Below are 19,858 nucleotides of genomic sequence, written 5' to 3'. Positions count from 1 at the left end.
TGCAGATAATATGGGATTTTAGGAGCAACTCACAGATATAGGAGCTAACGTATTGAATATAAAAGACCCTATCGAATATAAAAAGAGACTGTTAAGGTTCTGATTAATCAGGGCATTAAGGATGAATCCTGAAGTTTGGATATTTTCTTGATTATTTAAAAGAAGTTCTTGTGTTGGGTACATGACGAGGCAATAAGTATATACTATTTTAACGCAGGTTCTCCTTCTATTGATTGAAGGCATGAAAACAGCATTTCTAGTAATGACCTAATGACCATGAATTGTAGAAATCTTCAGTAAGTAATAAGACAGTACCCGAGGCTGATGTTTGCTTCAAGAAAAACGATTGAAATTTCTTAATCAATTTAAGAGCACTTTTGTCGCATATGTCGGCATTTGTCGCAATGAAAAAATCAATAAATTAAAATTATAATTATTTTGAACTTGTATAATTATTTTGTGACAGATATTATCATGGATATCTATATCAGGTAACGGTGGAAGTTATTTATCTTTTTTTCCGGGAATCCAAAGACTGATTACCTCTTGGGGTTATCTACTCTTCGACTTATTCCTTCTCTAGTTTAGTACTCCTCAATAAATATTTTTTTAACAGATTTTCTTTTTTGTATTTCTAAGGTTAGCGATTATTTTAATATTATCAGTGTATAATACAAGCGCATGCCATCAGAGTCTCACAGGGATGAAGATCTTTTCGAGTCCCAGTATATTGATAAATACCTGAGCGAGTACGCGAGTGTTTCGTCAATAGTACGTGAGGCGCTGCCTTTTGAACTTATTGCTACTGTTGGAGGGGTAGTTGCAGGGATTATACTTTCGGGTATGACAAATGAACTTGGAATGATCCCGGGATTGCTTGTAATCTACCCCGGTGTGCTCGGGCTCAGGGGAAATATTTCGTCTACCCTTGGTTCAAGGCTTGGCAGTGCAATTCATCTAGGACTGATTACAGATCTAGACAGGCATAATCCCGAACTCATGAATAACATCTCCGGTTCCCTTATTCTGAGTGTAATCACCGCTTTTATTCTCGGAATCCTCGGGCATTATGTAACTCTGGCTCTAGGCTTTGAAAGTGCTGGAATCTTTGAACTTACACTTATCTGCGTGATTTCAGCCTTTACATCCGGGGTAATTCTCTCATTTGTTGCAGCTTTGCTGGCTGTAGGAATGTTCAGATTTGGTTTTGATCCTGATAATGTTGTCACGCCTTCGATTGCAACGATCGGTGATATTGTATCTATGCTCATGCTTTTCCTCTCGGCAAAACTGGTGGTGATGCTTTGAGGAAAACAGGGCATCAGACTCCTTACTACACAATCAGTGGTATCATTCAGCGCGGGCTACCTGTACTTATAATCACATGTGTTATGGGAATTCTTGTAGGGCAGCTTCTGAACTCAAAAGAAGAAAGTCTTATATCTATGCCAGCGATACTGATTCTTATCCCTTCTCTTATCAAAATCGGAGGGGATACCGGTAGCATGCTTGGAGCCAGGCTTTCGTCAGCTTTCCATATGGGGCTTGGAGATAATCTCCGGAGTAACCCAGTCGTACACAACAGCGTAATTGCGGCTTCAATCGTAGGATTTGTTTCGTCAATTTCGGTCAGTATACTGGTCTTTCTGGCAAGCAGTTTCCTAGGATTCGGGATGCCTTTTCTCACTCTTCTGGAAATTAGTGTCATTGCCGTCATCATAGAACTTTTTGTTGTATATTCTGCAACAGTTGCCATTGCCTTTGTTTCCCACAGGCTAGGGATGGATCCAGATGATACGGTAATTCCTTTCATAGCAAGCCTTGGAGACCTCGTTGGGGTTACAGGAATTTTCATAGCTCTGTACCTGTTGGAGATTCTATAACTCCTATTTTACAACCCATATTTTATAATTTATAAAAGATCATTTATATGTTATAAATAACATTTAATCAAAAATTAGTTCTATATTATTCAATTTATAATATTCCAGCTAGGCTGTTAAAACTCGAATAATTCAAAAATTAATAATTACTATGAAGTATATACTCATACACACCAGCATAAGGTAGAGTTGATCTAGAGACCATGTTCCCTAAAGAATTCAGATACAGTCCAAAGAACCTCAAGGATCTTTTGACTGAGATGAAGGACACTTCCGAACTCATGGTAGACCTTGCATATTCTGCAATGATCTATGACGATGAGGATGTTGCAGAAGAGGTACTCAATCTTGAAGACAAGATGGATACTCTCGATTACCACATTAAGATGGCCGCGATGTTAAGCACACGCAGGGTTGACGAGGCTGAAGGCCTCCTCGGAGTTTTACAGGTTGCTGCGTGTTCGGAAAACATCGCTAACGCCGCAGGCGACATTGCCAAAATAGTTCTTATGAATATGGGAATCCCGATGGAGCTTAAAGTCGCTCTCAGGGAAGCGGAAGAGACCATAGTCAGGGCAACAGTCGCCGCAGAATCTTCAATGGCAGGACGCACGCTTGGTGACCTCGAACTTGATATCGAGACTGGTATGTGGATTATTGCTATCCGGAGAAATGAGGACTGGATTTATGATCCTGACAGGGAAACTCGCCTCCGGCAGGGAGATGTTTTGATCGCCAGAGGGCATGATGAGGGAGTCACACCGTTTTTCGAGATGGTAACGACAAGGAAATTCGTACCAAGGGAAATCGAGCACAATAAACTTTTAAAAGACCTTGAACATGCTGTGGATATCATCGTTGATATGAAGAACATGTCCGAACTTTCTGTAGGGCTTGCATATTCTGCTATCCTTTTTGACAACGAGGATATTGCGTATGAGGTTAGTGCCCTAGAGTCAGAAATGGATTCGATGAAATATGAACTTCAGCACTGGGTGCTTGAAACAGCAAAGCACGTTGAGGATGTGAATATGCTCAGGGGAATCTTACACCTTGCAAGTGCCTCTGAAGCTATCTCCGATGCTGCCTATGGAATTGCAGATACCGTGCTCAGGGATATTGAACTTCACCCCATTATCACCCTCGCAGTCAGGAATTCCGAAGAGGTTATAACCAGACTCCAGGTTGAGAAATGCTCCCCTATAGTCGGAAAAACTTTCTTTGAATTGAAGCTTGAAACTGAAACCGGGCTGCACGTGATGGCAATCAAAAGGGCTGATCGTTGGGTCTATGCTCCGAAAGGCAATACAGTTGTTCAGGCAGGAGATATGCTTATTGCACGTGGCTCAAGGATCGGAGAAGGAGCGCTTATAGAGATGTGTGAGTGTAAGTTGAACCAGTAATCCCTTTATGTACAATTTCCTGAAGAAACTTATTCTAAGGGGCTGGTATAAACTTATTTATGGGAAGTATAATTTGGAATGAATATTTCCAAATAATTTTATACCTTTTATAATTCTTCAATTTTATAGTTTTTTATTTTATTACTTTTTTTGAAACTCACGAGCTTCCTGACTTTTATATATTTATCTACATACTATTATGTGGGAGTTTTGAGTATGGTAGTTATTGGGCTTTCAAGAAATAAAGACACTCTGGAATCCGTAAGATTGGCAGTAGAGCTTGCAGGAGGGCTTGGGATCAAAGAAGGGTCTACTGTACTGATCCGGCCGAATGCAAATACTGCAGATCTGCCTCCTGGCTCGACAAATCCTGAGATCCTGAAGGGGGCTATACAGGAAGCAAGAAAATGCAATCCGGAAAAAATTATCGTTGCTGAGAAGTCGATGACCACGCTGGATACTGAAATGGTGCTCAGGAAGCTTGGACTCTGGCAGGCTGCTGAAGCCGAAGGAGTGGATGAAATTCTTATCTTTGACCATATGAAACGCTCTCATATGAAACCCGATGGCGCTTCCTCCTGGCCTGAAGGATTTTATGTTCCAGAATTTCTGTCTTCGGTAGACTACGTAATCGCGCTTCCTGTAATTAAGACTCATTGGACTGCAACCTTTACCATGGGTTTAAAATCGCAGATCAGCATAACCGCAGGCCGGGATAGAAGACAGCTTCCTCACGGCCAGCACAAGGATGTGCTTTTCGGAAATATGATTGCCGAGTCAAATCTTGTTTACAGACCTGATTTTTATATATCGGACGCTACAAAATGCTTTGTGACCGGAGGTCCTGACCTTGGAACCTTGAGAGAGCCTGGCATTGTACTGGCAAGCTCGGATGTGGTAGCAAACGATACTGTAGGCCTTGCTCTACTGAAAACTCTTGGCACGGTTCCGAAAATCCAGGAACATTCGGTTTGGGCCCAGCCTCAGATCAAAAGAGCGGTAGAACTTGGATTGGGGATACGTGGAAAGGAAGAAATAACTGTAAAAAGCTTAAGGATAGACGAAATTGGAGAAATTCTCGCCAATCTTGCTTGAAGGCACTCTGGAAAGCTTTTAAAGGCAGAAAAATCTGAATAATAGATCTCAGGAAGCCTGATTTTCTGGCTTTCTAATTTAAAAACTTTCACTTCTTCGATTTGAAAAACCTTATGTAGATGTTATCAAAATAAGAAAATTCTCGGATAGAAAATCCTCACAAATGGATTTTTCAGTAAAAAGTCCTAATATATAAAGTTAACAGGACCTGGCAATTTTATAGCTATCTTACGGAAACTTGGAGCAACTTGATTTCATTGGATTTTCTAATATCTCCTTTTTATATTCCCTTTTTATATTCCCTTTTTATATTCCCTTTTTCAATACTGTGAAAATATGCTCACATACCACCATAATTTATTTATTGTCGACTTTCCCATAGGATTATGAGGGGTTTTCAATGAAATGTGAAAGCTGTGGAGCAGAGAGTGAAGGAAGGTACTGCAAGACATGTGGCGACATAATGGACGAAGTTGTAAGACGGGTAGGAGAAGCACGCTGGGCTGCAATCGATGATTGTTCATTTATCTATCCGCTTGTTCAGCGCGTGGCTAAAGGAGAACTTACAGTCCACGATATTATCCAATCCTTTGATGTGGAAGACTGAACTTGCTTTTTTCTTTCAGGATTTCAGTCTGAGGCTTCTGAAAACGGCTGTAAGGGCCTTTTCTTCTAATGTTTCGGCAGGCAAACAGGTTAGCGAAGGAGTTTGTCTGTTGCCTGCCGGATATCCAGTTGGGGGTAAATGTATCTGAGTTAAACCTTAAGTCAAATCTCTAAGTGCGTTATAAGGCTCAGTCTTTTAGGATTAATTTTAGTACATACCATAACCAAGGCCTTAAGGTTATATCTCTTTAACTTTAATATTATATTGTTGGGCAGTTTTCCTGCTGTCACGAGGTGGTGCTGTACATGAACAGACAGGCCGGTGGAGTTGTTTTGATATTCTTACTTGCAGGAATACTTTTGATTTCGGGATGTTTTGAAAAGGAGAATACAGGGACACCTGTAAGTAACGAATCTCCCGAAGCCGGCAAAGGGGATGAAAACATGAATATTCAGAATATAAAGGTTTTTAGCAACGCATTTGCAGCAAACGGCAGTATTCCAGTAAAGTATACATGTAACGGAACGAATGTAAACCCGCCTCTGGAATTCGAAGGGATTCCTGAAGAGGCCGAAAGTTTAGTGCTAATTGTAGACGACCCTGACGCTCCAATGAAAACTTTTACTCACTGGATTGTCTGGAACATAGAGCCTGTAGCGAAAATAGAAGAAGACAGTATACCCGGGGTCGAGGGAATGAACGATTTCAAAAAGATAGGATACGGTGGGCCATGTCCTCCCTCGGGCACACACAGATACTTCTTCCGGGTCTATGCTCTGGACAGGCAGCTCGATCTTAAAGCAGGGGCAGGACGAAAAGACCTTGAAAAGGGAATGATAGGACATATTATTGCCGAAGGGGAGTTGATGGGAAAATACAGTAAGAAATAATTTTTGAGATGTGGAGAGTGGAGGAAAATCGAATGTCTGAAACGAATCCAGATTTCTTCGAAAATCCTGGGGGCAACCTGGAAAAAGCAACCTTTGCTGCAGGTTGCTTCTGGGGCATTGAAGAAGCTTTCCGCCAAGTTAAAGGTGTGGTTGCAACTGCCGTTGGCTTCAGCGGCGGGCATTTTGAACGCCCTACATACGAGCAGGTCTGTACTCTTGATACCGGGCATGCCGAAGCAGTTCGGGTGATCTTCGACCCAAAAGTGGTGTCTTATGAAACCTTACTTGATGTCTTCTGGAAAATTCATGATCCCACTACAAAGGATAGACAGGGTTTTGATGTCGGAAAACAATACCGTTCAGTTATCTTTTACCATGACGAGAAGCAAAAAGCTGCTGCGTTATCTTCAAAAGAAAAACTTGAAAAATCAGGGGCTTTCAAAAACCCCATAGTGACCGAGATTGTGCCGGTTTCCGAGTTTTATATGGCTGAGGAATATCACCAGCAGTATTTTGAAAAGAAGGGCTTTCTGCAGAATGTTCTCAGAAGCTTGAAGAAATAATTCCTAAAGACAAAACCTTATAAGAATTTAAATTGATAAAGTAATCTTTAAAAAGCCCTTTAGCGGAACAGCGCTTAACTGGTGCTCCTATTACTTTATAGCATATTTTCTGTTTTTCTAGCTCTTTTAATTTTGTTGGATAATTTGATAAACGTTCTACCTAATACAGATATTAACTTATTAATTTTTGAGGCAATGTTATGCATTTTAAAATTCTAGCCGCTGCAATGTTAATTTTAGTGGGGATTGCCGTTTTTTCTGTTTATTCTGGTTCCAGTAACGAAGACATCCAGGACGATAACGATATAATTCAAAAAATAGAGGTTAATAACAGCAATTTCTTTGAGGTTTCGGAAGATTGGGATGGCTTTGAAGCAGTAGTCATAAACACTGATAGACTCAGGAAGGATGCAGATAAAGGAAATGTGACTCTTAAATTAATGGGGGAAAATTTTAAGATTAGAATACAGGATGTTTCAAGAAAAAGTGGTGAAAACGGGTACTACTATTATTATACAGGACATATTATCGGAAGTAAACAGGGAAAAGCTGACTTGTATATAGACGGAGAATATTTATATGGGTCTGTTGAACCCGGGGAGCCATGGAATGTTACATACAATATTGCCCATACTGATAAAAGATATAACGGAAAAATAGTTCACGTTATATTTATGCAAGATTGGGAAAAAGAAAAGGAAAGGCTGGAAAAAATGGGAATTGATCCTCTACAATTTTCCCTCAGAAATAGTGATTCCAAAAAGCATGGAGTGTCTATTGAGATTTTTGATTTTAATAATAAGTCCGTATTCAAAGAAAAATATACAATTAACCCCGGAGATACGATCTCTTCGCCGAAAATAAATGCCGAGTTGGGACAATATAAGTATGAAATTATTCTGGACAATAAATTTACTTTTGAACAGAGAGTACAGGCAGGTTACGCCGGTAATTTAGGTGGTTCAACAAAACTACATCTTAATATCCGTGACGATCCGGATAATCCTATTGATTTCACAAGTGAAATTGCCTGATTAAATTCTTTTCTCCTTTCTTGTCGCAGTCGAAAAGAATTTTATGCCTAACGCAAGATTTCCTTCATCCAGGAATCCTGGATAATTATTTACCTTCCTGATCCTATTTTTCTTCATGATTTTTGACCCTATAACTGTCTGCAACCTGGAACTCCAGAACCGCTTTGTAAGGTCCGCAACTCACGAATTTCTGGCTGAGGAAGACGGAACGCCCACTTCCCGGCTTGGAGACCTTTATGAAGAGCTTGCAAAAAACGATGTCGGGCTGATTATAACCGGCTATTCCTATGTTCTTCCGGGCGGGCAGAGTGATATCTACCAGCAGGGCATTTATGATGATCGTTTTATTGAACCCTACAGGAAGATAACTGAAAGGGTGCACAGATACAAAAGCAAAATCGTGCTCCAGATCGTGCACGGAGGGCGGCAGGCGAACATTTCGGACGAATATCCGGTTCCTATGGCTCCTTCGGAAGTAAAAGACAGTCATTCGGCAGTTGTACCGAGGGAAATGACCGAACAGGAAATTCAGGAAATAATTGAAGCTTTTACAAAGGCGGCTATTCGAGCACAAAAGGCAGGTTTTGACGGTGTGCAGCTTCACTGTGCCCATGGCTTCCTTTTAAGTAATTTCATTTCTCCCTATACTAACAGGCGGACCGACCGCTGGGGAGGCTCAATAGAAAACCGGACAAGAATAGTCACGGAAATTGTCAGGCGCATAAAAGAAGAAACAGGAAACTCTTTTCCCGTTCTGGTCAAACTAAATTCAACCGATGGCTTCCAGCCTGGTTGTTCAAAAGCTGAAAAAGGACTTGATATTTCGCAGGCGGTAGAAATTGCAAAGCTTCTGGAAAAGGCTGGAGTATGTGCAATTGAAGTTAGCGGAGGAATAGGTGAGGCAGGTGGGGTAACTATAAGGACCGCAATCAACAGTCCTGCCAAAGAAGCGTATTTCAGAGATTGTTCTAAAGCAATAAAAAATGCAGTAAGTATTCCAGTAATTCTTGTAGGCGGTATCAGGTCGCTTTCAGTTATTAATGATCTGCTTGAAAACGGGTTTGCAGATATGATTTCTATGAGCAGGGTCTTTATTAGCGAACCTGACATTGTCTTGAAATTCAAATCCGGAGAGGTTAAAAAAGCAAGATGTGTCTCCTGTAATCTCTGTTTTGATCCTGAGGGCATAAATTGCAATTTCCAGTTTGAGTAAAGAATCGGATAAATTTTAGTTATCAGATAAATTTTAGTTTTGAGTAAAGGATTGGATTCAACTTTAGGTTTGAGTAAAATCCTGAATTTTCTTTTTCCTTTGCCATTTAAGCTCTACTATATCTCACCGGGCTGTATCTGCCTGTAGTACTGTATCTCCCCTACCTGTTTTACTGTCCTACTTTACATTTGGATTTCATGGAATATTTAAACTCAAACTTTAACGTATAATTTTTATAATAGATTGATGCAAAAGAGATAAGCCTTCAAGGCTATCAATCGGATTCCGGTTTATTTTTTACGGAGTCCGCTACCTTAAAACATTTGTGAGGAAAGTAATAATGTCAGAAGAGAACCGTGTCGGTAGTAAAATACGCCAGCTTAGAGAAGCTAGGGAAATGACTGTTGAAGAGCTGGCTGAAGCCAGTCAGAGCAGCGAGGAATTAATCCAGCAGCTAGAAAACGGAGCCCTGGTTCCGTCCTTAACACCTCTCTTAAAAATTGCCCGGGCTTTAGGCGTACGTCTCGGTACTTTTCTGGACGATATGCCTCAGAGCGGACCTGTTATTGTCAGGGCAGGACTGTCAGAGAACGTAGTCCGTTTTTCGGGGAAGACTGAGAGGCCCAAGAAGAGTGCTCTTGAGTTTTATTCCCTTGCCTCGGACAAAGCAGACCGCAACATGGAGCCTTTCATTATTGATATTCATCCTTCCCCCGAGGAAAGCCACCAGCTCTCTTCTCACGAAGGAGAGGAGTTCATTTATGTCTTGTCCGGGGAAATCGAAATCTTTTACGGAAAGGATACTCATCGGCTAAATGCTGGAGACAGCATTTACTACGACTCTATTATCCCGCATGACGTCCATGCAGCAGGAAAAGAGGACGCAAAAATTCTAGCTGTAGTCTATGCTCCTCTGTAAAGTCGCAGTCAGGTAGAGGAGAAAGTAAGAACTTAATTTTAACTGGCTGAAAACTCCAGATTTAAGAAATTAAATACAAGTACTTGAGAGTTAAGGAATCAAAAATGTTCAGTACAATCGTTAGTCCGCGCTTTGGGGACATAGATGGGCTTGGGCATGTGAATAATACTGTCCTCCCTGTCTGGTTCGAAATTGGAAGAAACTCTATATTCCGGCTTTTTTCACCGGACCTTGATCTTAGCCCTGATGTATGGCATCTGATTCTTGTCAGGACTGAGTTTGATTTTCTACGCCAGATGTATTTCAGGTCTGATGTGGAAATAAGAACTTTTATTGCAAAGATAGGAAACAGCTCCTTTACTGTCGGACACGAGGCGTGGCAGGAAGGCGAACTCAAGGTAAAGGGCCAGGCAGTGCTGGTTTATTACGATTTCAAGCTCCAGAAAGCAATGCCTCTTCCTGATTCAATCCGCAAAATTCTGACAGAGCATATGCTTCCTGTGATGGATAATGCTAAAACGGATACGGATTGATTCCCCTTGCTCTATTTGAATGTACTTGACTGACCGCCCGCAAACCGGGCTTTGGAGTATACGAGACATAGCTGCTCGCAAGCCAACAGTTTCTAAAAATATGTAATGAATGTGAGAGGCTGAAACCATGCATCTTATAGAAGACTCCCTGGGTAAATTCTTTGAAAAACAAGTGGCTATAGATCCTGACCATGAGTTTATAATTTATCCAGACCGTAACCTTCGTTTTACTTATGGGCAGTTCAATGAAAGAGTTAATAACCTTGCAAAAGGGCTGCTCGCTATCGGAATAAAAAAAGGAGACCATGTGGGGATCTGGGCAAAAAATGTCCCTGACTGGCTTACCTTCATGTTTGCAACTGCGAAAATCGGAGCAGTGCTTGTTACTGTAAATACCGCCTACAAAAGCCATGAGGTAGAATATGTATTAAAACAGTCCGATATGAGGGCCCTGGCTTTGATTGATAGCTTCAGAGACGTTGATTATCTTGAAATAATGAATGAACTGGTTCCTGAGCTCAAGAACTCGGAAAGAGGGCGTCTGAAAAGCAAGAAGTTTCCATGTCTTAAGAGCATAATCTATGTAGGACAGGAAAAGCACAGGGGAATTTATAGCACCAACGAGCTTCTACTTCTTGGCAGCCATTACCCTGATGACGAGCTTAAAGAGATTATGGAAAGTGTCACTGGTGATGACGTGGTCAATATGCAGTATACGTCGGGAACCACTGGTTTTCCAAAAGGGGTTATGCTGACCAGCAAAAATATCCTCAACAATGGGCTCTCAATAGGCGACCGTCAGAAATTTACCTATAAGGACCGGATCTGTTTGCCTGTGCCTCTTTTCCACTGCTTTGGGACCGTGCTCGGAATTATGGCAATTTTGACTCACAGGGCAACGGTTGTTATGCTCGAAGTTTTCGATCCCCTGCTTGCGCTTGCAGCAGTCCAGAAAGAGAAATGTACGGCACTCTACGGCGTGCCTACAATGTTTATTGCAGAGTATACACACCCGATGTTTGATATGTTTGATCTTTCGTCCCTAAGGACAGGGATCATGGCTGGTTCAACCTGCCCTATCGAAGCCATGAAAAAGGTCGTAAAAGACATGCATTGTTCTCAGATTACGAGTGTTTACGGGCTTACGGAAGCATCTCCAGGCATGACCCAGACCACTGTGGATGATCCTGTAGAGCTGAGAGTTGAAACCGTAGGGAAGTCTTTCCCGGGCGTTGAAGTCAGGGTAGTTGATCCGGATACCAATGAACCCGTGCCTACGAACACCGTTGGGGAACTTTGCTGCCGCGGGTATAATGTGATGAAAGGCTACTATAAGATGCCCGAAGAAACGAAAAAGGTAATTGATGAAGATGGCTGGCTTCATAGTGGAGACCTGGGAACCTGCGATGAAAACGGCTATTACAGAATCACAGGCAGAATTAAGGACATGATTATTCGGGGAGGGGAAAACATCTATCCAAGGGAGATCGAGGAATTCCTGCTTACCATTCCCGGAGTTACAGACGTCCAGGTTGTGGGTATCCCTGACAAAAAGTATGGGGAAATCGTAGGTGCCTTTGTGATTCTTAATAAAGGTGTAGATCTTACAGAAGCCGATATCAGAGACTATGCCAAAAGAAAGATCGCCCGTTATAAGGCTCCAAAACATGTATTCATTGTAGATGAATTCCCGCTGACAGCAAGCGGTAAGATTCAAAAGTACAGGCTAAGGGAACTTGCTGTCGAACTTCTTAATAAGCAGGATGAAAACAACAATTGATTAAAACGACAGCTATTGAAAAATAGTTTATCAAATATTATTTTCCTAATTGGTAGTGCTATCGGCCATTCAGGTCGATTTTTATTTTTCATTCTGATTTAATTCCTTAATTCTTTTGCTTTAAAATTTAAAGCCATCAAAAAATTAGATGTCAGCAAATTTTAAGGATTGATCTTATTTTTGGAGCATATTGGAAATTGTTCTTCTATCCAAAAGTTTATGATATTACAAAAACGATAGGCAATTGAATATTTGACGTAATTTATTATATATACAATTTCAGCATTAGAAGGATGTAGTTGTAAGAGAAGCGCAATAGTGCACCTTTGTGCATAGCGTATGGGGAGTTTTTTGTAGGGGTTTCATCCGATTGAGAGCTCAGGGATCACATTAGGAGCTCTCAATCAATCACAACCAATTAACAACCAATTGAATGTCTGCACTGTTTCTCTTACAGCTATGAGAAGAATATTGGGGAGTATTCTTCAAGGGGGTTTCACCGATTGAGAGTTCTAGGGTCATCAAACAGAGCTCTCAATCAATTACCAACCTTTAACTTAATTTTAACTTAATTTTAACTTAATTTTAACTTAATTTTAACTTAATTATATTTTTAACATTTATATAAAATATACTTATGATCTTTTAGCGTCATTATAAAATAACATAGTTTATTATTCTGGAATAAATTGTATTAACAATCTAATTCTTCTAATTTTAGAAGTTCAGCTTTTGAATTATCCCCAACCCTTACCTTCAATAAATCTTTCAAACAATCTATAACTGCCCTATTCTATTTAAGTCCTTTGATGAGTCACTTTTATGAGGCACTTCTGTTTGTATGAATACTAACAAAAGTAATTTATTCTTTAATTGTATGGATTTTTGTTTCTAAAATTTTTTATACCAATCTCCGCGAAACAGACCAATTAAGGAGTTTTGGTCTCTTAATAATTTCTTTGTTAGTTAATGCTTTTATTAGTACAAAGATTACTACTATTGTTTCTTCTATAATCCGGATTTACTTCGGATAAGCTGATTAAGTTTTATACTGCTGCCTGCCAAAAATTAAATTTCTATTATTGAATCCGAAATATCAGCTAGTTTATATTAGCCAGCTTATGATACATTAAGTGAGATTTTTCCCTTTTTATCGCTATCCGGCGATAAAATAATCTTCTTATTTAGTAATACTGGCTTAACATCCGGATCATTAATTTTTTAGGAGCTAGATAATGAATTCCTAAGCTTTGGATAAATCAGGAATGGTTTGCTACCTAATAGGCATAAATGTGGCAGAATTCCGGATTAATATAAGAAATTTAAAGGGCAGGAGATTGATTTCTATAGGAAACCTAATCTGGAGTAAGGACATAGGATTAACAAGAATTATTGTGGGGTTGGTATTTCGCCATTTAATGAAAATGAGCTTGATGAAGTCAGGACTATTGAAGACGGATTCAAAAAAGCGTACAGTGGGGATCTGAGAGGAACAGTAGAAGCTGTTGAAAAACTCAAGGGTTTTGTATTCCAGTTGATTCATTTAAATGCTGATGCTGAAAACGAGTTGGATATAAAAACACTTATTGTCTCGATAGGGGATATAGCGAGGGTAACTGCTGAAATGAAAATGGAGCAGGCATGTTCAGTGTCAGGGCGTGTTCTTGGAGATATAGCACTTGAAGCTGCTGGTGAGAAAAGGGAACCACTTGCTATAAAGGCTTTGTCTATTGTCGGGAGTCTTGCCTTGGAGTTTACGGAAAAAGGCTTGGATGCAGCAGCCAGAGGTGTAGTTGAGTCGCTTGGAACTTGCGGGAAGACCTTTTCAAGACAGAATATGGAAACCCTGACAAGTCTTTCTGAGATTTACCTTATGCAGTTGTCCCTGAAATCCCTCGAAAAAAAATCTCATGGTGCTGGTATTGCTGCTATAGGCTTCCTTGGAGAGATTGGAGTTACTTCGGTAGAACAGGCAATAGAAACTAGTGCTCTGGAAGCTGCAGTTATTCTTGAAGATCTGGGTAATGCCGCTGTAAGGGGAAACAATGAACCTTATGCAAAGGCAGTGATTGAATCACTTGAAAACATGGGCACTGCGGTCTCTAAACACAGTCTGAAAAACATCCTTATCCAGATAGCATGGTCTTTGGAAACTATCCGGGTGCTCACTTTGGAACGGGGCTTGAAAGGAGCTTGCTTTGCCGCCAAGGCTGCGCTTGAATCCGTTAACACGGCAGGTCTGCTTGATGCAGAACAGAATCTGGAAAAAATCAGGGAAATTAAGGAATTTCATTCTTTTATTCTTAAAAAAGTTAAATAAGCAATTGGGGAAAGCTAGAGTTAATGAAGCAGATCTGGAGGGTTGAACACTTAAGATCTTTAACAAACCGGAAGTAGAGCCTGAAAAATATATCTTTTCTACATTTAAATAAAAATGACCAAAAGAAAGAAGTCAATATAAAAAACCATTGTAGAAAAAATATTACATAAAAGTCTCTTTAGAAAAAGTCATTATACAAAAGAAGTTTAATGTAAGAAGAAGTTTAATGTAAGAAATTGAATATGGTGCTCCGGCCGGGATTCGAACCCGAGTCTTCGGCTCGAAAGGCCGGAATGATTGGCCGGACTACACTACCGGAGCACATCGCATCTCACAGCGAAACCTTCAATAGACTTAGTATTATATAAATCTGTCCCTTACATATCTCTTCTGGCGTAATCTATTATCCAGATAACTTTTTATGCAACGACTGTTGAAATAATTTTATGCCACATTTATATATAAAACGCAACTTACTATAAATAATTTCTTAAGTTTCACAGGATTTTCTAAAAAAGATGGTCAATACTAAGGAATTTGGGCGGCCAGGCTATAGGTCATGAACTTTCGCGCTCAACCTCTGTATAGGCAATTGACAGCGTTAATTCTGCAAAGTTGCATGTTAAGAGAAAACCGTAATTATCTTAAGGAAGTCAAAAGAACAATTTAGCCAACGCAGTATAAAAATACGCAATGAAAAAGTACATCATGAAAAATTTATTACAAAAAAGAATATGGTGCTCCGGCCGGGATTCGAACCCGAGTCTTCGGCTCGAAAGGCCGGAATGATTGGCCGGACTACACTACCGGAGCTTTTGTTGTGTCTTATTTTCCCTTATTGAAGGGGTTCTTCAATAAGGGGTTCTTCTATATATATTTAGCGGCTGTCGGTACTTTCGAAAATGTTATTGGCTGTTGGATTCTAAATCTCTCTTAAATATCTTCATCTCCATCATCTTCGATATCGGCTTTAATTTCACCGGTCTCTTTCGATCTTTCAGCTTCTTCCATGAGATTGCCAATCCATTCACCGAGTCTTCCGCAATATTCGGGTTGACAATCGCCGGTGCAGCCTGTACAGGCCGAAAACAATGATCCTGCAAGCAGGAGGTCGTATTTTTCCTTAACCTCTTCCTTTGCTTTCAGTAGGTATGTTCTTGCCCCGTTTGAGACTCCAACCTCTCGTATAATTAAGTCTTTATCCAGAAGCTTTTTTATGATCCTGGAGCATTTTCTGCTATCGATATCCAGCTCTTTCCAGATAACGTTCTGGAAAACGCCTTCTTTATGTCTTCTTATTATATTATAGGCTTCTTCTTCAAGATCCATGATTCCACACTAATAAAGTTCCTTATGAAGTTTATTCTTCTACAGGAGTGATCAGTATGATGTTATTACCCCGAAGCACTACTGAACCAAGAGAACGAACTTTTTCTCCCTTTACAATCTCCATGGTATCTACAAGATGAAGGTTCATGTAGTCATCCACACTCTTAAGGGTACCTTCAAGCAGATTAAGGTCGCCTTTCATCTCTACCTGGATCCTTGATCCAACGATTTTCTGAACTTTTTTATTTGGGAACAAATTTAAACCCTCGCTGATTTATTCTCAATCTTCCCCGTACTCCCGGGTTTATGTTTTTACATCCCAAGCCGGTGCGGGACAAGCCGTATCAGAGCCACATTCAAGCCTGCAGTCCGCTTGTTGCCTTTATCAGTCGCTTACTGCCAGTAACCGAAAAATTTTTCTATATCGTCACTCCACCGGCTTTTAAGAAAAACTGAAAATTACATACCCTTTACAGAGATATATAACCATCGATCTCCAGAGCTCTTAAAAGATCTCCAAAATCAACTAGATTCTTCCAGAAGCCACATCAAGCTTCCGAGTACCAGGATTTACAGGACACTTATCCTAATAACTGCTCCTAATAACTGGTTTTTGGTCAAGCTTTTTAAAAAAAGCTTGTGTGGCTTACAGGACATCTATCCGGATAGGACATCTATCCGGATAAATGTAAAAGTCATATACATAAGGGCCAGAGAGAATATCAAATGTAACCCTGGAGGTCTGTACTTTCATCAACAAGCTTTGCAGATTCCTTTCTCGGCCTCGGGATTGCTCTTGCAATGGGTCCGAAAACGGATTCGTATTCATTTATATGCTGGGTCAGCCAGCGGGAAAGCTCAAGCGCAGCTACCGGAGAGAGTATTACTTCGGTCTCTATACGTCTCTGGATAACCCTTGACTCTGAGGCATCCCCGAACAGCTTTGGAGTGTCATTGTAAAAACCGATCCTAAAATCATAGGGGCTGTGCCCACCTGCAGCTCCTATAGCATATACCTGCCTGAAGTTTTCAGGCTTCACAAATTCGATTGTAATGCCTTTTTTAGCCTTTTTAGGAGCTACACTTTCGATATTTTCCCTGGATTCAATATCCTCGGTCATAGAATTACCTCTACTTTTGCTCTCAGAGCATCTGATCAGGTTAGATCTCATGTGCTGCCAGCTATTGAAAAGCCGGCGGTTCTATCATATAAACAATGCAGTCCTGCATAAGCAGGAACATCTTTAACTCATTATACAGTAAATTCATTATACAGTATTATCTGCAAAAACGTTTTTGATCTTTTAACCCTGGACTTTCTTTTTAAGTCTTTTTGCTTCTTCTGCAACTCCCTTTTTGGAGTGTACCTTTGCTATCAACTCTACGGCATCAAGGTTTCTGACTGCATTATCCAGATATCCGAAAACGTCACCCTGGTATGCCGAGATCCCGTACTTATCTTCAAGTTTCTTTACAATCTCTGAAGGGTCAAGCGCTTCTGTACGCAGCTTAATTATTTTTTCCGAAAATTTCTGTTCTGCGCAGCCGCAGTAAGGCGAATCTTTGCATGAACATGTTAAAAAATCCGAAGCAAAGTTTAACAGGAGCTCCCGAATTTTTGCATCAAGCTGGGAAAGGGACTCCCCATCAAAGATTATATCAAGGGTAGCTCCCTGAAAAATCCTTGAAGGCATATTCACATGCAGGGAGCTTCCTATCTGGTTTGCGTACTTAAAATAAGCTGCATCGAAAAACTCCAGGTTCGTTGCAATTTTCAGGGGTTCATTCTCTCCAAGCACTGCATCCCTGATCAGAAAAGCTTTTGATACCGGAAGGAAATGAGCCGTAATAATTTTTCCAAAACGCGTAAGCGTTATTCGGTTTCCTTTTCTTTCCACAAAGCGATAGCTCTGGAGGCGCAAAATTAGTTTGTCAAGGTCGTAACTTCCGAACATCAGGTTATGGATCATCCTAAGATCCTGCACCGAGGAGGTAACTGCAACTGATGCAAGTACTTCCTCAAGCTGTTCGGCTTCTCCATACTGTACGCCTGCTGAGAGCATTTCTCCCTGGAGCAATTTAATTGCAATCTCTTCTTCTGTATCGGATTGGGAACCTGAATACGATTTTCCAGGTACGGGCATAAGCACGACAATTCCTCTGTCGTGGTAATCAGGTCTTCCTGCCCTCCCGCTCATCTGCAGAAAATCCTGGACTGAAATCCAATCTATTCCCATTGCTAGGGACTCAAAGATTACCTGGGAAGCCGGAAAATCCACACCTGCCGCGAGAGCAGCCGTGGTCACAATTACTGGGAGTTCTCCTTTTGCGAAACGAGTCTCAACCCTCTTCCTCTCATACTGGGAGAGCCCGGCATGATAGGGCGCCGCCTGAATCGAAATGGCCCCTGCAAGCTTGTGGCAGTTTCGGCGAGAGTTTGTAAAGACAATTGTCTGTCCTCTATGTTTTTTGGAAGAGAACATTGAGTATTCTTCTTTCGCAAGCTGGGAAATCAACTTTGACTTTTCGTTTTCCTGGCAAAATAGGAGATGCCTGTCAATAGGGACAGGTCTGTGCTCATAACGGACAAGCCTGGCTCCGAGTTTCTTTGCATAGGCTGCAGGATTTGCAACAGTTGCCGAAAGATAGATGAATTGAGCTTCGGGAGCCACGTATCTCAGCCTTCCTATAAGCCCGTCAAGTCTGTGACCTCTTTCCTGGTCTTCTAGAGTATGTACTTCGTCTACTACCACAGTTCCTATCTTACCCAGAAAATCGGCATTTCCCGACCTAAGCATATGGTCTATGCCCTCGTAAGTCCCTACAATGATATCCGCACTCGGGCTGGTATGCATTTTCACGCGCTGAGAGGTTTTTATGAGAATTGCCCCTATCTTTATGGAAGTGGTAAGCCCGAGTTTTGAATATCGCTCTTTGAACTGATCATACTTCTGGTTTGCAAGTGCAACTAGGGGAACGAGGTAGAGCATTTTTCCTTTTTTTTCAAGAAGGTTCTGGATGCCTGCCATCTCCCCTATAAGGGTCTTTCCAGTTGCTGTTGCCGAGACTACAAACTGGTTTTTTCCTTCCAGAAGACCGGCTTCTACCGATAACGCCTGGACAGGTAGCAGGGTCTCGGATTTCTCGAGCAGCATTTCCTTAAATTTCTTTTGAAGGGGAAGGCTCTTTACTCTAACTGTGGCACTTGTAGGATTTGTTCTTATAGTATCGTAACGTGTGAACTCAGGATCTAGCCTTTCAGGGCTCAGCATCCTGATAGTCCGTCCCAGATCTCTGGTTTTCGAGAGCACCTGCTCCAAGAAATCTATGGACTTTTCCCCATACTTAACATCAGCTGTATGTACTGCACGCAAAAGTTCTTCTTTTGCACAGTCCAGGCAGATAAGTTCATCATGGTATTTGATAGATTTACTATTTATAAAGTTGAAACGTTTCTTTATCCAGCAGTGTTTGCAGATCTTAACTTTGTCCGCGTTGAGTTGGAAACCTTTTAGCATTTCCAGAAAAGCAGCCTCATTTGCAGCATCTCCTCCTTCTGCGAGCATTATCCGGTTTGCACTGCGTAGGAGCTCTATGAACTGCTGGGGAGGAATGAATTCTTCTTTTTTCTTGCCGGTGAGAAGCCTTATTTTATGAGGACGAGGTCCTTTGTAACTATCCTTTATAAGGAGCTCAGCCATATAAATCGGCTGTTTCATCCGGTCCTTTATAGCCATAACTCTTATCTTCGATTTTTCAGCGTAGCCTAGGACCCAAAGCATGATTTTTTATCCTGATATATGAATGGTGTAAGTAAGCTTTCTCTTAAAGCCTGTAATTACCAAAGTCTTAAACTTCGAAGTTTTAAAAGTTAATGTTATGCTGTCTTTTTTTGCTTCCGGCAGCATAATTTGCGTTTACAGGTGAAAGTCTATTCAAGTCTCTTAAATTCTATGCAATTTTATAATACACTTCGAGCGATTATTTACATTTAGGTCATTTTTCGGTATGCATTGCTCTATTTTCTCTTCCTAAGCAAACCTTACGTATCTTCCTTATTTATAATTTTATCACATTTGCTACCTCACCTTATAGGCAACTATTATATAAATATTTTATTACTTATTTATTATATAAATACAATCGTCGCCTATTGGATCTAGTATCGATAGTATTGAATAAGCTATTATAAGAAATTGTTTTAAGAAATTATTTTAAGAAATTATTTGAGAAGAAATTATCTGGAAAATAACATCAAGAAAACATTTAATGAAAATGTTTAATGGCAG

The 19,858-nt window shown here is 40.6% G+C and carries 18 protein-coding genes and 2 tRNA genes; 14 read left to right on the top strand and 6 right to left on the bottom strand.

Going from position 1 to position 19,858, the window contains the following annotated elements; all coding sequences use genetic code 11:
• Positions 1 to 681: 681 nt before the first annotated feature.
• From BP861_RS04550 to BP861_RS04485, 14 genes are all read left to right on the top strand, one after another.
• Positions 682 to 1,308: a magnesium transporter gene (locus BP861_RS04550; protein WP_292372996.1), complete on the top strand. Its 627-nt coding sequence runs from the start codon at positions 682 to 684 to the stop codon at positions 1,306 to 1,308.
• On the top strand, positions 1,305 to 1,883 hold the full coding sequence (locus BP861_RS04545; RefSeq protein WP_292372995.1) for a magnesium transporter: 579 nt from the start codon (positions 1,305 to 1,307) through the stop codon (positions 1,881 to 1,883). The genes BP861_RS04550 and BP861_RS04545 overlap by 4 nt, the downstream gene beginning before the upstream one ends.
• 203 nt (positions 1,884 to 2,086) lie before the next feature.
• The gene (locus BP861_RS04540; RefSeq protein WP_292372993.1) at positions 2,087 to 3,286 is read left to right on the top strand and encodes a potassium channel family protein; all 1,200 of its coding nucleotides are present in this window, start codon (positions 2,087 to 2,089) and stop codon (positions 3,284 to 3,286) included.
• Between the two features lie 216 nt (positions 3,287 to 3,502).
• The gene (locus tag BP861_RS04535; RefSeq protein ID WP_292372990.1) at positions 3,503 to 4,381 is read left to right on the top strand and encodes a DUF362 domain-containing protein; all 879 of its coding nucleotides are present in this window, start codon (positions 3,503 to 3,505) and stop codon (positions 4,379 to 4,381) included.
• Positions 4,382 to 4,781: 400 nt separating this feature from the next.
• On the top strand, positions 4,782 to 4,988 hold the full coding sequence (locus BP861_RS04530) for a hypothetical protein (protein WP_292372988.1): 207 nt from the start codon (positions 4,782 to 4,784) through the stop codon (positions 4,986 to 4,988).
• A complete protein-coding gene (locus BP861_RS04525; RefSeq protein WP_292372987.1) occupies positions 4,975 to 5,136 on the top strand; it encodes a hypothetical protein in 162 nt (53 codons plus the stop codon). The genes BP861_RS04530 and BP861_RS04525 overlap by 14 nt, the downstream gene beginning before the upstream one ends.
• 157 nt (positions 5,137 to 5,293) lie before the next feature.
• Positions 5,294 to 5,878, top strand: coding sequence for a YbhB/YbcL family Raf kinase inhibitor-like protein (locus BP861_RS04520; protein ID WP_292372985.1), 585 nt, complete (start codon positions 5,294 to 5,296; stop codon positions 5,876 to 5,878).
• A 32-nt stretch (positions 5,879 to 5,910) separates the two neighbouring features.
• Positions 5,911 to 6,441, top strand: coding sequence for a peptide-methionine (S)-S-oxide reductase MsrA (gene msrA, locus BP861_RS04515; protein WP_292372983.1), 531 nt, complete (start codon positions 5,911 to 5,913; stop codon positions 6,439 to 6,441).
• 200 nt (positions 6,442 to 6,641) lie between these two features.
• Positions 6,642 to 7,475, top strand: coding sequence for a hypothetical protein (locus BP861_RS04510; RefSeq protein WP_292372981.1), 834 nt, complete (start codon positions 6,642 to 6,644; stop codon positions 7,473 to 7,475).
• A gap of 115 nt (positions 7,476 to 7,590) precedes the next feature.
• Positions 7,591 to 8,688: an NADH:flavin oxidoreductase gene (locus BP861_RS04505; RefSeq protein ID WP_292372979.1), complete on the top strand. Its 1,098-nt coding sequence runs from the start codon at positions 7,591 to 7,593 to the stop codon at positions 8,686 to 8,688.
• A gap of 340 nt (positions 8,689 to 9,028) precedes the next feature.
• Positions 9,029 to 9,607 carry a helix-turn-helix domain-containing protein gene (locus tag BP861_RS04500; RefSeq protein WP_292372977.1) on the top strand — a complete coding sequence of 193 codons (579 nt, stop codon included), beginning with the start codon at positions 9,029 to 9,031 and terminating at the stop codon, positions 9,605 to 9,607.
• 83 nt (positions 9,608 to 9,690) lie between these two features.
• Entirely contained in the window at positions 9,691 to 10,140 is a 450-nt protein-coding gene (locus tag BP861_RS04495; protein ID WP_349680994.1) for a thioesterase family protein, read from the top strand.
• Positions 10,141 to 10,267: 127 nt separating this feature from the next.
• The gene (locus BP861_RS04490; protein ID WP_292372975.1) at positions 10,268 to 11,920 is read left to right on the top strand and encodes an AMP-binding protein; all 1,653 of its coding nucleotides are present in this window, start codon (positions 10,268 to 10,270) and stop codon (positions 11,918 to 11,920) included.
• 1,534 nt (positions 11,921 to 13,454) lie between these two features.
• Positions 13,455 to 14,240, top strand: a complete 786-nt coding sequence (locus BP861_RS04485; RefSeq protein WP_292372973.1) for a hypothetical protein — start codon at positions 13,455 to 13,457, stop codon at positions 14,238 to 14,240.
• Between the two features lie 243 nt (positions 14,241 to 14,483).
• Here BP861_RS04485 and BP861_RS04480 read toward each other — a convergent pair.
• From BP861_RS04480 to BP861_RS04455, 6 genes are all read right to left on the bottom strand, one after another.
• Positions 14,484 to 14,561, bottom strand: a tRNA-Glu gene (locus BP861_RS04480).
• A gap of 414 nt (positions 14,562 to 14,975) precedes the next feature.
• Positions 14,976 to 15,053, bottom strand: a tRNA-Glu gene (locus tag BP861_RS04475).
• A 120-nt stretch (positions 15,054 to 15,173) separates the two neighbouring features.
• Positions 15,174 to 15,569 carry a helix-turn-helix transcriptional regulator gene (locus BP861_RS04470; RefSeq protein WP_292372971.1) on the bottom strand — a complete coding sequence of 132 codons (396 nt, stop codon included), beginning with the start codon at positions 15,567 to 15,569 and terminating at the stop codon, positions 15,174 to 15,176.
• A 31-nt stretch (positions 15,570 to 15,600) separates the two neighbouring features.
• Positions 15,601 to 15,825: an LSM domain-containing protein gene (locus BP861_RS04465; protein ID WP_048107204.1), complete on the bottom strand. Its 225-nt coding sequence runs from the start codon at positions 15,823 to 15,825 to the stop codon at positions 15,601 to 15,603.
• Positions 15,826 to 16,291: 466 nt separating this feature from the next.
• Positions 16,292 to 16,690, bottom strand: a complete 399-nt coding sequence (locus tag BP861_RS04460) for a DUF3467 domain-containing protein (protein ID WP_292372965.1) — start codon at positions 16,688 to 16,690, stop codon at positions 16,292 to 16,294.
• Between the two features lie 183 nt (positions 16,691 to 16,873).
• Entirely contained in the window at positions 16,874 to 19,354 is a 2,481-nt protein-coding gene (locus BP861_RS04455) for a DEAD/DEAH box helicase (RefSeq protein WP_292373291.1), read from the bottom strand.
• Between the last annotated feature and the right edge of the window lie 504 nt (positions 19,355 to 19,858).

The organism is Methanosarcina sp. UBA411 (assembly GCF_002495725.1).
Lineage (GTDB): Archaea > Halobacteriota > Methanosarcinia > Methanosarcinales > Methanosarcinaceae > Methanosarcina.
Note: the sequence above shows the minus strand (reverse complement) of the source record. Positions and strands in the feature narration are given on the sequence as shown.

Bases quoted from the DNA above. Each gene is read 5' to 3' on its own strand.
- BP861_RS04500 (WP_292372977.1), top strand. From the start codon at position 9,029: ATGTCAGAAGAGAACCGTGTCGGTAGTAAAATACGCCAGCTTAGAGAA.
- BP861_RS04525 (WP_292372987.1), top strand. From the start codon at position 4,975: ATGTGGAAGACTGAACTTGCTTTTTTCTTTCAGGATTTCAGTCTGAGG.
- BP861_RS04490 (WP_292372975.1), top strand. From the start codon at position 10,268: ATGCATCTTATAGAAGACTCCCTGGGTAAATTCTTTGAAAAACAAGTG.
- BP861_RS04520 (WP_292372985.1), top strand. From the start codon at position 5,294: ATGAACAGACAGGCCGGTGGAGTTGTTTTGATATTCTTACTTGCAGGA.
- BP861_RS04460 (WP_292372965.1), bottom strand. From the start codon at position 16,690: ATGACCGAGGATATTGAATCCAGGGAAAATATCGAAAGTGTAGCTCCT.
- BP861_RS04540 (WP_292372993.1), top strand. From the start codon at position 2,087: ATGTTCCCTAAAGAATTCAGATACAGTCCAAAGAACCTCAAGGATCTT.
- msrA (WP_292372983.1), top strand. From the start codon at position 5,911: ATGTCTGAAACGAATCCAGATTTCTTCGAAAATCCTGGGGGCAACCTG.
- BP861_RS04550 (WP_292372996.1), top strand. From the start codon at position 682: ATGCCATCAGAGTCTCACAGGGATGAAGATCTTTTCGAGTCCCAGTAT.
- BP861_RS04530 (WP_292372988.1), top strand. From the start codon at position 4,782: ATGAAATGTGAAAGCTGTGGAGCAGAGAGTGAAGGAAGGTACTGCAAG.
- BP861_RS04505 (WP_292372979.1), top strand. From the start codon at position 7,591: ATGATTTTTGACCCTATAACTGTCTGCAACCTGGAACTCCAGAACCGC.
- BP861_RS04510 (WP_292372981.1), top strand. From the start codon at position 6,642: ATGCATTTTAAAATTCTAGCCGCTGCAATGTTAATTTTAGTGGGGATT.
- BP861_RS04535 (WP_292372990.1), top strand. From the start codon at position 3,503: ATGGTAGTTATTGGGCTTTCAAGAAATAAAGACACTCTGGAATCCGTA.
- BP861_RS04470 (WP_292372971.1), bottom strand. From the start codon at position 15,569: ATGGATCTTGAAGAAGAAGCCTATAATATAATAAGAAGACATAAAGAA.